At 52.7% G+C, this 13532-nt stretch carries 15 protein-coding genes, 1 tRNA gene and 1 pseudogene; 10 read left to right on the top strand and 7 right to left on the bottom strand.

Going from position 1 to position 13532, the window contains the following annotated elements; all coding sequences use genetic code 11:
• Positions 1 to 256: 256 nt before the first annotated feature.
• Positions 257 to 643, top strand: a complete 387-nt coding sequence (locus FC814_RS23255; protein ID WP_301546373.1) for a hypothetical protein — start codon at positions 257 to 259, stop codon at positions 641 to 643.
• On the top strand, positions 640 to 930 hold the full coding sequence (locus tag FC814_RS23250) for a hypothetical protein (protein WP_301546372.1): 291 nt from the start codon (positions 640 to 642) through the stop codon (positions 928 to 930). Before FC814_RS23255 ends, FC814_RS23250 begins: the two co-directional genes overlap by 4 nt.
• A 394-nt stretch (positions 931 to 1324) precedes the next feature.
• Here the strand turns inward: FC814_RS23250 and emrE are convergent, their stop codons facing one another.
• Positions 1325 to 1657 (bottom strand): multidrug efflux SMR transporter EmrE, encoded by a 333-nt coding sequence (emrE, locus tag FC814_RS17225; protein WP_016159140.1) that lies wholly within the window; start codon positions 1655 to 1657, stop codon positions 1325 to 1327.
• A gap of 94 nt (positions 1658 to 1751) precedes the next feature.
• Between emrE and FC814_RS17220 the strand changes: the two are divergent.
• A pseudogene (locus FC814_RS17220) lies at positions 1752 to 1922 on the top strand (integrase); the annotation flags it as partial.
• Positions 1923 to 1937: 15 nt separating this feature from the next.
• Here FC814_RS17220 and FC814_RS17215 read toward each other — a convergent pair.
• A tRNA-Arg gene (locus FC814_RS17215) sits at positions 1938 to 2014 on the bottom strand.
• 260 nt (positions 2015 to 2274) lie between these two features.
• Between FC814_RS17215 and folD the strand changes: the two genes are divergently transcribed.
• The 3 genes from folD (at position 2275) to FC814_RS17200 (ending at position 3985) form a co-directional block, all read left to right on the top strand.
• Positions 2275 to 3141, top strand: coding sequence for a bifunctional methylenetetrahydrofolate dehydrogenase/methenyltetrahydrofolate cyclohydrolase FolD (gene folD / locus FC814_RS17210; RefSeq protein WP_000729172.1), 867 nt, complete (start codon positions 2275 to 2277; stop codon positions 3139 to 3141).
• Position 3142: 1 nt separating this feature from the next.
• Positions 3143 to 3355: a ribosome-associated protein YbcJ gene (gene ybcJ, locus FC814_RS17205; protein WP_000190288.1), complete on the top strand. Its 213-nt coding sequence runs from the start codon at positions 3143 to 3145 to the stop codon at positions 3353 to 3355.
• 108 nt (positions 3356 to 3463) lie between these two features.
• Positions 3464 to 3985, top strand: a complete 522-nt coding sequence (locus FC814_RS17200) for a metal-dependent hydrolase (protein ID WP_001143528.1) — start codon at positions 3464 to 3466, stop codon at positions 3983 to 3985.
• A gap of 35 nt (positions 3986 to 4020) precedes the next feature.
• On the opposite strand, the gene cysS is transcribed toward FC814_RS17200, so the two are convergent.
• Complete coding sequence (cysS, locus tag FC814_RS17195) at positions 4021 to 5406, bottom strand: cysteine--tRNA ligase (protein WP_000912345.1); 1386 nt, start codon at positions 5404 to 5406, stop codon at positions 4021 to 4023.
• A 173-nt stretch (positions 5407 to 5579) separates the two neighbouring features.
• Between cysS and ppiB the strand changes: the two genes are divergently transcribed.
• The 4 genes from ppiB to purK all read left to right on the top strand — a co-directional run bounded on the left by ppiB (position 5580) and on the right by purK (position 8489).
• Complete coding sequence (gene ppiB, locus FC814_RS17190; protein ID WP_000256002.1) at positions 5580 to 6074, top strand: peptidylprolyl isomerase B; 495 nt, start codon at positions 5580 to 5582, stop codon at positions 6072 to 6074.
• A gap of 2 nt (positions 6075 to 6076) precedes the next feature.
• Positions 6077 to 6799 (top strand): UDP-2,3-diacylglucosamine diphosphatase, encoded by a 723-nt coding sequence (gene lpxH, locus FC814_RS17185; RefSeq protein WP_000212268.1) that lies wholly within the window; start codon positions 6077 to 6079, stop codon positions 6797 to 6799.
• 116 nt (positions 6800 to 6915) lie between these two features.
• Positions 6916 to 7425, top strand: coding sequence for a 5-(carboxyamino)imidazole ribonucleotide mutase (gene purE, locus FC814_RS17180; RefSeq protein WP_001295318.1), 510 nt, complete (start codon positions 6916 to 6918; stop codon positions 7423 to 7425).
• Positions 7422 to 8489: a 5-(carboxyamino)imidazole ribonucleotide synthase gene (gene purK / locus FC814_RS17175; RefSeq protein WP_000815526.1), complete on the top strand. Its 1068-nt coding sequence runs from the start codon at positions 7422 to 7424 to the stop codon at positions 8487 to 8489. The genes purE and purK overlap by 4 nt, the downstream gene beginning before the upstream one ends.
• Before the next feature lie 227 nt (positions 8490 to 8716).
• Here purK and FC814_RS17170 read toward each other — a convergent pair whose 3' ends face one another.
• Genes FC814_RS17170 through FC814_RS17155 form a run of 4 tightly spaced genes read right to left on the bottom strand, consistent with a single transcriptional unit; the run spans position 8717 to position 13369 of the window.
• Positions 8717 to 9610, bottom strand: coding sequence for a carbamate kinase (locus FC814_RS17170; RefSeq protein WP_137326227.1), 894 nt, complete (start codon positions 9608 to 9610; stop codon positions 8717 to 8719).
• The gene (locus FC814_RS17165; protein ID WP_137326226.1) at positions 9607 to 10422 is read right to left on the bottom strand and encodes a DUF2877 domain-containing protein; all 816 of its coding nucleotides are present in this window, start codon (positions 10420 to 10422) and stop codon (positions 9607 to 9609) included. Before FC814_RS17165 ends, FC814_RS17170 begins: the two co-directional genes overlap by 4 nt.
• Positions 10423 to 10432: 10 nt before the next feature.
• The gene (locus FC814_RS17160) at positions 10433 to 11692 is read right to left on the bottom strand and encodes a DUF1116 domain-containing protein (protein ID WP_137326225.1); all 1260 of its coding nucleotides are present in this window, start codon (positions 11690 to 11692) and stop codon (positions 10433 to 10435) included.
• A gap of 9 nt (positions 11693 to 11701) precedes the next feature.
• The gene (locus FC814_RS17155; RefSeq protein ID WP_137326224.1) at positions 11702 to 13369 is read right to left on the bottom strand and encodes an acyl-CoA synthetase FdrA; all 1668 of its coding nucleotides are present in this window, start codon (positions 13367 to 13369) and stop codon (positions 11702 to 11704) included.
• Positions 13370 to 13532 lie beyond the last annotated feature (163 nt).

Genomic DNA, 13532 nt, shown 5'->3' with positions numbered 1-13532 from the left:
AATTGTTTAGCTTGCTCTCTGTTTTCAACGCATTTTATGCGTTTCGGTTTTGCCCCACTACGACCTGCATAGCCAATAAGAAGATAGCCGTAACACAAATAATCGGTGTAGCCACTACTCAGAGGCATTATATAGTTATATTCATGCCACTATATAACCTGTAAATAAGAACAATCATTCATTGATTGCAATAACATCAGCATATTCCTTTACACAGGAATAAAACCTTTTATTTAATAAACAAAGAGAGTCAAAGATGAGTAAAATTACAGGCGTTTTAGTTGACAACCATATCTATGATATTAACAATGATATGAAGAATGGTTACCATTTCCCTAACTGCTTGTTTCCAGGCGCCACCTTTAAGATGGTTATTGATAATGACCCGGTTAATAATGACAAGGTAAAATGGAGCTGTAGCACTGATGCAGACAATAATGTTCTGGCGGTCAGTCAGGATGGCACAGTAACTTTTCCTGACGTTGACGAAAAGTGTATTGGGAAGATTTTTGCTATTTTCGCCACTGATAAATCAACGAACAAAACTGCCGGTATTTATATTTTTACTGTTAAGCGTTTTTTAAATACAGTATTGAAACTTATGAGTCGATTAAAAAGATTTTACCGTGGGTTGAAAGCATGAACGGAGAATTTCCTGAAGCGCAGGATATCGATAGTTACGATTATAATGATCATAATTCAGGTCATATTATCTCGCGAGAAGTTAACGCAGGTCTTTACCAGGAGTGGGGCAATGTAGCTAATAGTGGATGGAATACAAATAATGAGCCTGGCGGTATTTGTAGAATTTACGCTTTTAATAAAGAAAATAATACTTATTATTGGCTGAAAAATGATGGAGTCAGACAGGTATTGATCGGGGGACTCACCGCTCAGGCAGTAGCATCCTACGGTGACTCTATCAACTGATTGTACTTTTTGTCCACTATCATTTGTATTATTACAGCGTAAACATTCACTGAAATTATAAAATTAAACTTACGCATAACCACCCGTTCAGCGGGTGGTTATCATTTTATCAGCGATGTGTACGAAGGTTAAAAATAAACAAACTTAATATTTCATTTTTATTTTTCTATAAACTATCAACTCTCGATATCAAATACCTACCTATACCGCCAATATCCGTTTCATCACAAAATGCTGGCGGCATTTCTCACCGAAAACTTTATTGCTACTGTTCAAAACGCAAATGTGGTAATCCCCTGCTCCACTTGCCAAAAAAAATTTACCCGCAGTATAAAAAGTAGCCCGTATAAACATACGGGCTACCATATTTCACTCGATTCAAAAGAAATTATTTTTAATGTGGTGCGCTTCGTGACAATAAGTTAATTACCAACACTCCGGCACAAATCAACATCATGCCTATAATGGCTGGCAGATCCAGCCGTTGGCCGAAAAAGCCCCAGGACAGTAAACTAATCAGGACGATACCGACTCCTGACCAGATAGCATAAGCAATCCCTGTAGGAATATAAGCCAGCGTCTGAGCTAATAACCAGAATGATGCACAGTAACAAATAATTGTACCAACAGAGGGCCATAACCGTGTAAAACCCTCTGAATACTTCATTAAGGTTGTACCAATGACCTCTGCAAGTATTGCGCCACCAAGATAAATATAAGGGTTCATAGCATATTCTTTCCTGTTAATACCGGAGTGAATTGTACTACAGTTTGAACTTAACTCACCGGATTCATTCTGGTGCATTCATTGATGTTCTTCATCAGTGCTTCAGGAAATGGGCGGATGGGAATCCATAGAAATGGTGCGTAGATATACTCACCTTGCACCTAATCATTTGACGGAGCACGCGGGGAAAATAGACGACATTTTTGGTGATGATGTCCCAGATATGTCCCACTCTGGAATTATGGAGGAGATAAAGAAGGCGTAACTGATTGAATTTTAATGGCGCGCCCTGCAGGATTCGAACCTGCGGCCCACGACTTAGAAGGTCGTTGCTCTATCCAACTGAGCTAAGGGCGCATTGATACCACAATGTGCGTGTAATCGCGTGAATTATACGGTCAACCCTTGCTGAGTCAATGGCTTTTGAACCGGTTGCTGAACAAGTGTACGACCGCATCTGATTTACCTCACTACGGCGGCAAACCAACGACGGTTATCATTATCGCCAGGTACAGAAGGTTTTACTTTTCAGAAAACGAAAACTGACAGCACGCCCCGCTTCTGACAAAATAGACGCATCCCCTTCGACCTACGTAACAGATGGAATCCTCTCTCTGATGGCAGCAAAGATTATTGACGGTAAAACGATTGCGCAGCAGGTGCGCTCTGAAGTTGCTCAAAAAGTTCAGGCGCGCGTTGCGGCCGGACTGCGGGCGCCAGGACTGGCCGTTGTGCTGGTGGGTAGCAACCCTGCATCGCAAATTTATGTCGCAAGCAAACGCAAGGCTTGTGAAGAAGTCGGGTTCGTCTCCCGCTCCTATGACCTCCCGGAAACCACCAGCGAAGCAGAACTGCTTGAGCTTATCGATGCGCTGAACGCCGACAACACCATTGACGGCATTCTGGTGCAGTTGCCGCTTCCGGCGGGAATTGACTACATCAAAGTGCTGGAACGTATTCACCCGGACAAAGACGTGGACGGTTTCCATCCTTACAACGTCGGTCGTCTGTGCCAGCGCGCGCCGCGTCTGCGTCCTTGCACCCCGCGCGGCATCGTCACGCTGCTTGAGCGTTACAACATTGATACCTTCGGCCTCAACGCCGTGGTGATTGGCGCATCAAATATCGTCGGTCGCCCGATGAGCATGGAACTGCTGCTGGCAGGTTGCACCACCACCGTGACTCACCGCTTCACCAAAAATCTGCGTCATCATGTAGAAAACGCCGATCTGTTGATCGTTGCCGTCGGCAAGCCGGGCTTTATTCCAGGTGACTGGATCAAAGAAGGCGCAATTGTGATTGATGTCGGCATCAACCGTCTGGAAAATGGCAAAGTTGTGGGCGACGTAGTGTTTGAAGAAGCGGCTAAGCGCGCTTCTTACATTACGCCCGTTCCCGGCGGCGTTGGCCCGATGACGGTTGCCACGCTGATTGAAAACACGCTCCAGGCGTGCGTTGAATATCATGATCCACAGGGTGAGTAACATGGCGACATTTTCTTTAGGTAAACATCCGCACGTTGAGCTGTGCGACTTGCTGAAACTGGAAGGCTGGAGCGAAAGCGGCGCGCAGGCGAAAATCGCGATCGCCGAAGGCCAGGTGAAAGTCGACGGCGCGGTTGAAACACGCAAACGTTGCAAAATCGTCGCCGGTCAGACAGTGAGTTTTGCAGGCCACAGCGTACAGGTTGTTGCCTGATCCCACTTCGGCCTGCCGGTATGCAGGCCGATTCTCTTTTCAGACCTTTGCCCTCTTCGTCGCTTTCATCCATGCTGATAGCGTCGACATTTTGCCGAAGCGAGCATCATGCCAACCGTTATTACTCACGCCGCCGTTCCCCTTTGTATTGGTTTAGGCCTGGGATCGAAAATCATCCCTCCGCGTCTGTTATTTGCCGGAATCGTCCTGGCGATGCTGCCAGACGCCGACGTATTGTCGTTTAAATTTGGCGTTGCTTACGGCAATGTCTTTGGTCATCGCGGGTTTACCCATTCGCTGGTGTTTGCGTTTGTTGTCCCGTTACTATGCGTACTTATTGGTCGACGATGGTTCAGGGCTGGGCTGATTCGCTGCTGGCTGTTTTTAACCGTCTCGTTGCTATCGCACAGCTTGCTGGATTCGGTAACCACTGGCGGTAAAGGCGTTGGCTGGCTGTGGCCGTGGTCAGAGGAACGCTTTTTCGCTCCCTGGCAGGTGATTAAAGTTGCACCGTTCGCGTTGTCTCGTTACACCACGCCATACGGGCATCAGGTGATTATTTCTGAACTGATGTGGGTATGGTTGCCGGGAATGGTGCTGATGGGAATGCTGTGGTGGCGCAGGCGATAACCGGATGCGAGAACTCGCATCCGGCAATAGAGTAATTACTTACGACGCCAGGTGGTTCCTTGCGGACCATCTTCCAGCACGATCCCCATCTCGTTAAGACGGTCACGCGCCGCATCTGCTGCCGCCCAGTCTTTCGCTTTACGGGCATCCAGACGTTGTTGAATTAACGCTTCAATCTCTGCCACTTCGCTGTCGTCTGCCTGCGCGCCGCTTTGCAGGAACGCTTCTGGTTCCTGCTCCAGCAGACCCAGCACGGCAGAGAGTTTACGCAGGTGAGACGCCATTGCGTTCGCCGCTGCCATATCTTCTGCTTTCAGGCGGTTCACTTCACGCGCCATATCAAACAGCACGGAATAGGCTTCCGGGGTGTTGAAATCGTCGTCCATCGCCTCAATAAAGCGCGCTTCAAACGCTTCGCCACCGGCAGGTGCAACGGTTTTGTCTGTGCCGCGCAGCGCGGTATAGAGACGCTCCAGCGCCGCACGCGCCTGCTTCAGGTTCTCTTCGCTGTAGTTCAACTGGCTGCGATAGTGACCGGACATTAAGAAGTAACGCACGGTTTCAGCGTCGTAGTATTTCAGCACATCGCGCACGGTAAAGAAGTTACCCAGCGATTTGGACATCTTCTCGCGGTCAACCATCACCATGCCGGAGTGCATCCAGTAGTTTACATACTGACCATCATGCGCACAGGTGGACTGGGCAATTTCGTTCTCGTGGTGCGGGAACATCAGGTCAGAACCGCCGCCATGGATATCAAAGTGGTTACCCAACTGTTTGCAGTTCATTGCTGAACACTCAATGTGCCAGCCTGGACGACCCGCGCCCCACGGAGACGGCCAGCTTGGTTCGCCCTCTTTAGACATCTTCCACAGAACGAAGTCCATCGGGTTGCGTTTGTCGTCGACCACGTCAACGCGCGCGCCTGCCTGCAGCTGGTCAAGATCCTGACGCGACAGCACGCCATAAGTCGGATCGGTCGGTACGTCGAACATCACGTCGCCGTTATCCGCTACATAAGCGTGACCTTTGGCGATCAGTTGTTCAGTGAGTTCAATAATTTCTGCGATATGGTGCGTCGCGCGCGGCTCCATATCCGGGCGCAGAATGTTCAAAGCATCAAAATCTTTGTGCATTTCGGCGATCATGCGATCCACCAGCGCCACAAAGCTTTCACCATTTTCATTGGCGCGTTTGATGATTTTGTCGTCGATATCGGTAATGTTGCGCACATACTTCAGCTTATAGCCGAGGAAACGCAGATAGCGCGCAACCACGTCAAAGGCAACAAAGGTACGCCCGTGACCGATATGACAGAGATCGTAAACGGTGATTCCACACACGTACATGCCGACTTCCCCGGCGTGAATAGGCTTAAATTCCTCTTTTTGGCGTGTCAGAGTATTGAAGATTTTTAGCATCGAAGATTCCGTTTAGACATGTGTGGGTAATTGAGTTGCGTATAATACCCATATTTCCCGCGCGATTCAGCATACATTGCGAGATGATCCGATCGTGCGGTTATGCTATAACACCACCCTATATATGACCCGAACCGGGTTGAAGCACCAATCAAACGGAACAGGATGCAAAAATGGTTACTTTCCACACCAATCACGGCGATATTGTCATCAAAACTTTTGACGATAAAGCACCTGAAACAGTTAAAAACTTCCTGGACTACTGCCGCGAAGGTTTTTACAACAACACCATTTTCCACCGTGTTATCAACGGTTTTATGATTCAGGGCGGCGGTTTTGAACCGGGCATGAAACAAAAAGCCACCAAAGAACCGATCAAAAACGAAGCCAACAACGGTCTGAAAAATACCCGTGGTACGCTGGCAATGGCTCGTACTCAGGCTCCGCACTCTGCAACTGCACAGTTCTTCATCAACGTGGTTGATAACGACTTCCTGAACTTCTCTGGCGAAAGCCTGCAAGGTTGGGGCTACTGCGTGTTTGCTGAAGTGGTTGAAGGCATGGACGTGGTAGACAAAATCAAAGGTGTTGCAACCGGTCGTAGCGGTATGCACCAGGACGTGCCAAAAGAAGACGTTATCATTGAAAGCGTGACCGTTAGCGAGTAATCGTGGCGACACTCTTTATTGCAGATCTTCATCTCTGCGTGGAAGAACCGGCGATCACCGCCGGTTTTCTGCGTTTTTTAGCGGGGGAAGCCCGCAATGCCGACGCGCTGTATATTCTTGGCGATCTGTTTGAAGCATGGATTGGCGACGACGATCCCAACCCACTCCATCGCCAGATGGCGGCAGCAATCAAAGCGGTATCCGATTCCGGCGTTCCCTGTTATTTCATTCATGGCAACCGTGATTTTCTGCTCGGCAAACGCTTTGCCCGTGAAAGCGGCATGACGTTATTGCCGCAAGAAAAGGTGCTCGAACTTTATGGTCGTCGGGTGCTGATTATGCATGGCGACACGCTGTGCACCGATGATGCGGGTTATCAGGCTTTTCGCGCCAAAGTCCACAAACCGTGGCTACAAACGCTATTCCTCGCCCTGCCGTTGTTTGTGCGCAAACGCATTGCCGCGCGAATGCGCGCGAACAGTAAAGAAGCCAACAGCAGTAAATCGCTGGCAATTATGGATGTAAACCAAAACGCAGTGGTCAGTGCGATGGAAAAACATCAGGTGCAATGGCTGATCCACGGGCATACGCATCGCCCGGCGGTGCATGAATTCATCGCCAATCAGCAACCTGCTTTCCGCGTGGTGCTGGGTGCCTGGCATACCGAAGGTTCGATGGTGAAAGTCACGGCGGATGACGTTGAGCTAATCCATTTCCCGTTTTAATAACGCACAAGTTTGCTGATTCCACAGCCACGCAACCGTTTTCCTTGCTCTCTTTCCGTGCTATTCTCTGTGCCCTCTAAAGCCGAGAGTTGTGCACCACAGGAGTTTTAAGACGCATGTCTTCCCGCAATAATCCGGCGCGTGTCGCCATCGTGATGGGGTCCAAAAGCGACTGGGCTACCATGCAGTTCGCCGCCGAAATCTTCGAAATCCTGAATGTCCCGCACCACGTTGAAGTGGTTTCTGCTCACCGCACCCCCGATAAACTGTTCAGCTTTGCCGAAAGCGCCGAAGAGAATGGTTATCAGGTGATTATTGCGGGCGCGGGCGGCGCGGCGCACCTGCCAGGCATGATTGCCGCCAAAACGCTGGTGCCAGTGCTGGGCGTGCCAGTACAGAGCGCCGCACTGAGCGGTGTCGATAGCCTCTACTCCATCGTACAAATGCCGCGTGGCATTCCGGTGGGTACGCTGGCGATTGGTAAAGCGGGCGCGGCAAACGCGGCGTTGCTGGCAGCACAAATTCTTGCGACTCATGATAAAGAACTGCACCAGCGTCTGAATGACTGGCGCAAAGCTCAGACCGACGAAGTGCTGGAAAACCCGGATCCGCGAGGTGCGGCATGAAACAGGTTTGCGTGCTCGGTAACGGGCAGTTAGGCCGAATGCTGCGTCAGGCAGGCGAACCGTTAGGCATTGCTGTCTGGCCGGTCGGGCTGGACGCTGAACCTGCGGCGGTGCCTTTTCAACAAAGCGTGATTACCGCTGAGATCGAACGCTGGCCGGAAACTGCATTAACCCGCGAGCTGGCGCGCCATCCGGCCTTTGTGAACCGCGATGTGTTCCCGATTATTGCCGACCGTCTGACTCAGAAGCAGCTTTTCGATAAGCTCCACCTGCCGACCGCGCCGTGGCAGTTACTTGCCGATCGCAGCGAGTGGCCTGCGGTGTTTGATCGTTTAGGTGAACTGGCGATTGTTAAGCGTCGCACTGGTGGCTATGACGGTCGCGGTCAATGGCGTTTACGCGCCGATGAAACCGAACAGTTACCGGCTGAATGCTACGGCGAATGTATTGTCGAGCAGGGCATTAACTTCTCTGGCGAAGTGTCGCTGGTTGGCGCGCGCGGCTTTGATGGCAGCACCGTGTTTTATCCGCTGACGCATAACCTGCATCAGGACGGTATTTTGCGCACCAGCGTCGCTTTTCCGCAGGCCAATGCGCAGCAGCAGGCGCAGGCCGAAGAGATGCTGTCGGCGATTATGCAGGAGCTGGGCTATGTGGGCGTGATGGCGATGGAGTGTTTTGTCACCCCGCAAGGTCTGCTGATCAACGAACTGGCTCCGCGTGTGCATAACAGTGGTCACTGGACGCAAAACGGCGCCAGCATCAGCCAGTTTGAGCTGCATCTGCGGGCGATTACCGACCTGCCGTTACCGCAACCAGTAGTGAATAGTCCGTCGGTGATGATCAACCTGATTGGTAGCGATGTGAATTATGACTGGCTGAAACTGCCGCTGGTGCACCTGCACTGGTACGACAAAGAAGTCCGTCCGGGGCGTAAAGTGGGGCATCTGAATTTGACCGACAGCGATACATCGCGTCTGACCGCGACGCTGGAAGCCTTAATCCCGCTGCTGCCGCCGGAGTATGCCAGCGGCGTGATTTGGGCGCAGAATAAATTCAGTTAATCAGGTACTCATTTTCTTGCCGGATGCGGCGTGAACGCCTTATCCAGCCTACCGATCCGGCACCCATTGTAGGCCTGATAAGATGCGTCAAGCGTCGCATCAGGCATGGTGCGCCAAATGCCGGATGCGGCGTGAACGCCTTATCCGGCCTACCGATCCGGCACCCATTGTAGGCCTGATAAGACGCGTCAAGCGTCGCATCAGGCACAAATGTCTACTGCCTACAACTACAGCGAAATACAGGTCCCCGCCTCGCCCGCCAGCGTCTCTTCAATCCGCGATAACGCCCCAATCCACGCGGGTTTACCACGGCTTCTGACATAACCACTCACCGCCGTTACCTTCGGCCCCATCGAACCATCGGCTTTGGCAAATGGCGCTAACTCATCCGGTGTGGCATGACGGATGGCACGTTGCTGCGGCGTTCCCCAGTGTTCATATACCGCATCAGCATCGGTGAGGATCACCAGTCCATCGGCATTAATCTGCTCGGCGAGCAACGCAGCGGCGAGATCTTTATCAATCACCGCTTCACTCCCTGCCCCGTCTTCCGTCACAGGCACACCACCGCCGCCACTGCAAATCACCACATGCCCCTCTTTGAGCAACAACTCGATGGCTTCGCTGTCGAGAATTTTACGCGGTTGCGGAGACGCCACCACCCGGCGCAAATATTTACCATCACGTTTCATATGCCAGCCGTAAGCCGCTTCCAGTGCCTCTTGTTCTTCTGGCTGATAAACCGGACTAATAAACTTCTCTGGCTGCAAAAACGCCGGATCATCCGGCGAAACCTCAATGCGCGTCAGCACCGTCGTGACAGGCGGCATCTGCGGCTGTGCGCTCAAACTCTGCGCCAGCATATAGCCAATCATGCCCTGGCTTTCCGCCACCAGCACATCCAGCGGATACGGTTCTACCTCTTTCCACGCCAGATTCTGTAACGCCAGCAGCCCCACCTGCGGCCCGTTGCCGTGAACAATCGCCAGCCGATAAGAACAGGCCAGGCGCGCCAGCGCAGGTACAGCACTGGCGATATTGCGATATTGATTTTCTGCCGTCAGCGCCTCACCACGCTGAAGCAAGGCATTGCCCCCAAGAGCTACAACCAGTGTTTTCATGGTTTTCCTTGTAATAATTGTTGGCCAAGCCAGAACCCCAGCAGCGTATCTGCCCCTGACGTATGCCCCAGCGCCAGCAGCGAATCAATCGCAACAGCGGTACGTTTCGGGCAACTCAGAGCATGAACAAAGTGCAGGAGTGGCGAGGCGAAATATCCTTGCGCGGCATAACGTAAATAACTGACGCTCACCGCCGTGGTAACGAGTTGAAGATTGTCGGAACAGGCAAAAAACGGGCGACCGGAGCGCGCATCTAAAGCGCCAAAATACCAGGCCGCCAGCAGCATTCCCGTCAGCGTGTCATCATGACTTGGCGTTAATCCGGGGCCTTTACCCAGCCAGTGCCGCCAGTCGGTCTTAACGCCATTGAGCGCGGCCTGAAAACAGTGACGAAACTGGCGTAATTCAGCGGGCAGCGGATCGCTTGCCGCCAACGCCAGTGGCCCGAAAAGCCCGGTTTCCTCCGCGCGTTGCATCCATGCTGCTGCAAGCGGTTGAGGATGCGCTGGCGGCGTAATACGCAGCAAACAATAACGCTGTGGCTGTTTAACCGTGAAACGTCCAAGGCGAATCCCTTGAGCCACAACCTGTGGTCGTTCATTGCCGCATAATCCACCGCATAACGCATCGAATTGCTCGCGGCGAAGCACCCATCCTCCGGGGCCGAAACCACTACCCTGACGATGCAGCGTTAACAGTTCGCCGCTTTCCGTCATCAGGTTAATCGCCCGTCGCCACACTCCCGCTAACCGCCAGGACTGGCGATAATTCGGTGCGCTACGGCTGGCAAGCAGAGGATGGATGATCGTCATTGCGCGTTCCTCAACCAATTCCCATGCTTTCAGCCAGTGTTTCCAGCGCCTGTTCAAAGCACGCCAGCGGCGCCCGCACAGTGCCTGCACCAATCTGCCCGATCCCCGCTTCTTTATGGGCGATACCGGTATTGATGAGCGGCGTAATGCCGGTTTCTACCACGCGACGAATATCCAGCCCCAGGCACGCACCCTGGAAATCCCAGCCGGGGATCTGCAACTGCATATTGCGTTCAAGGAAGATTTCCGCCATCTCTTCAGAAACCGTTCTGGCAGCTTCCATACCACCTGCACCGACGAAGCGTGTTACGCCAGGTGCTGCGATCATTGCGGCTCCGCCAATACCAAAGGTTTCGGTAATCGCGCTATCGCCCATATCCGGGTTTGCCTGCTCCTGCGAGAAGCCGGTGAAAAACAGACCTTGCGGAGTGTTTACAGGCGCAGTAAACCAGCGTTCGCCCAACCCGCTTACCCGAATCCCGAACATGTTGCCGTTGCGGGTCATTGCCGTGACGATGCTGCCCGCGCGGATCATCGCACCTGAATCCATCGCCGCCTTGCAATAGGCCATCGCGAGGTTGAGGAAGAACTGATCGGTCACGCTGAGGAAATCCATCACTTCGGCGATGTGCTGTTTATCATGATCGAGGCGGGCAATTTGTGGGGCCAGCGCACGCATTAACAATGCTGAGGAAGCAATATTGCGTTGATGGAACTCATCGCCCATCGTAATGCCCTGCGCCATCATCGCGGTGAGATCGATACCGCGCTCCATGCGCCCCAGCGCGGCGCTTAATACCGGCATTAACACGTCGCGCATCCAGCGGTGACGGGTCAGAACATCTTCGCCGTAAGCGCCAAAACGCATCACTTTACCGATACCTTCATTCAGGTTGCAGTACGCCCGGTTGCCGTCGGTCACGTTCTCGACCACCAGCATCGGCATACTGGCAGAAGTAATGCCGCCCATTGGCCCGACGGCATTCACATGGTGACAAGGAATGAAGTTCACTTCCCCTTGTTCAAGCATTGCCAGCGCCTGCGCTTCATCTTTCGCCCAGCCTTCAAACAGACATGCCCCTACACACGCCCCTTTCATGGGGCCGGTCATCTCCTGCCAGCGCATCGGCGGCCCGGCGTGAAGCAGTGTTTTGCCCTGATTCAATTCGCTAATGAGTAAAGACGCCGGTTGCACATCCAGCCAGTGTGGACGAGCGCGACGAATTTGTTCGATAACCGCAGCATTGGCTTGCGCCACTGATGTAAACATGGGAACCCCTTATTGCAAACGTTCTAATAAACGAGCCAGTTTTTTATTGCCGCCAGCGACTGGCGCCCATTGGTAATGCACGACCGGTTTGCTGGCGCCTTGTAGTTCCAGCGCAAAACTGCGTAATCCGATGTTAATCACCGCGACGTGTTCCAGTAATGACGGTGTGTGTTGCTGTGTGGCAGGCGAGAGCGGATGAATTAACGCCGCCGCCAGCAAGGTGGCTTCCGGCAGCGAACTCACTACCGCGATCCCCGCATCTTCCAGCGTGGCGATTTGTTGCGAGCGGCATTGCGGGTCACGTTCGGTGCCTGTCAGCGTGGCAATGGCGTACAGCGGTTGGTTGTCTGAACGCGCGGCACAGGCTTTCTGCCAGGCGCTTACCAGCGAGGCCGCAGGATCGGCGGTCGCACCGAAGCCAATCACCACATCAAGCAGCAATACGCGCACGTGTGGTTTTGCACCAAGCTCGGCAATTAACTGGTTGCGTAAGGTCGGGTCGATCATCGGATAGGGACGCCCGACGGTGTAGAAATCATCGCCCAGGTCAATGATCTGGTGACCATCAGCGTCCAGCATCATGCCGTGATGATGGGTATCGTCGGCTGCCACGCCAAGGTGCCCGGCAAGTAATCCCGCCGCTTCGGCTGCCAGCGTGCCGCCGGTATACAAGCCGCAAATAACTCCGCTGCTGACAGGCGCTATTGCATTACGTCGCGCCGTAACGCGTGAAAGCAGGCAAGCCAGACGCGCGGCCTCATCCAGCGAGGAGGCAAACCAAATATTTTCGTCACGAGTCACCGCCGGGGTATAACCTAAAAACAGCGCCACAGTTGGTTTGCCCGTCGCTTTCATCGCGTTAACGATACGCAGGCGCACGGCTTCGGCAGGCGGTTTTGAGACAAACGCCAGCACCTCGCTTTTCGCGTCAGCACTTAACATTTCCAACGCCGTCAGTGCACTGATGCCGCCCACTTCACGGCAGAGATCGCGCCCGCCAAGACCAATCGCGTGGGTAATTCCCTCACCTGCCAGCGCAATCTGCGAGCACAGTTCCTGAATCCCTGTACCAGAAGCGCCAATGACACCAATATTGCCTTCCGGCATCACATTGGCGAAAGCCAGCGGCGTGTCGGCAATCATCGACGTACCGCAGTCCGGCCCCATCACCAGCAAGCCTTTTTCCTGCGCGCGGGTTTTGAGTTGGATTTCATCTTCCAGCGTGACGTTATCAGAGAACATCATCACGTTGAGATTGCGATCCAGCGCCTGATTCGCCAGCTCTGCCGCGTACTCGCCAGCCACTGAAATCAGCGCCAGATTGGCATCGGGTAATTTCTGACAGGCACTGTCCCAGCGACGCACCTGCGTCAACGCCTGGCTGCTGCCCGTTCCCTGCGCCAGTTGTTTTAGCGCCTCTTCAAGCTGCTGCATAATCGCCTGCGCGATCCCCGCATCCGCCGCTTCGCTACGAATTGCCACGCAAATATCGTTCGGCGTGGCGTTATTAAAATCGTCATGCCAGAAACCTGTGGTATCTAATAACGCTTTATTGGCGGGCGTACCCATCATTACGGAAACATCATCAACATTTTCTGATTCGCTGAGTTTTCGTGAAATAATCATTAAACTGACCGAATCCTGAAAACACCCTTTTTTAATAAAGGCCTGGATCATAACAACTCCTTAAAAATTGCACCCATGGCAATTGCACGAGCAGTGTTAATGTGTCAATTACGGTATCGATGACCGGGTGATGCTGCCCAACTTACTGATTTAGTGTATGATGGTGTTTTTGAGGTGCTCCAGTGGCTTCTGTTTCTATCAGCTGTCCCTCCTG

The organism is Escherichia sp. MR, from assembly GCF_005280595.1.
In the GTDB taxonomy this organism is placed as follows: domain Bacteria; phylum Pseudomonadota; class Gammaproteobacteria; order Enterobacterales; family Enterobacteriaceae; genus Escherichia; species Escherichia ruysiae.
The sequence above is the reverse complement of the archived record's forward strand: the minus strand, read 5'-3'. Positions and strand labels throughout refer to the sequence as shown.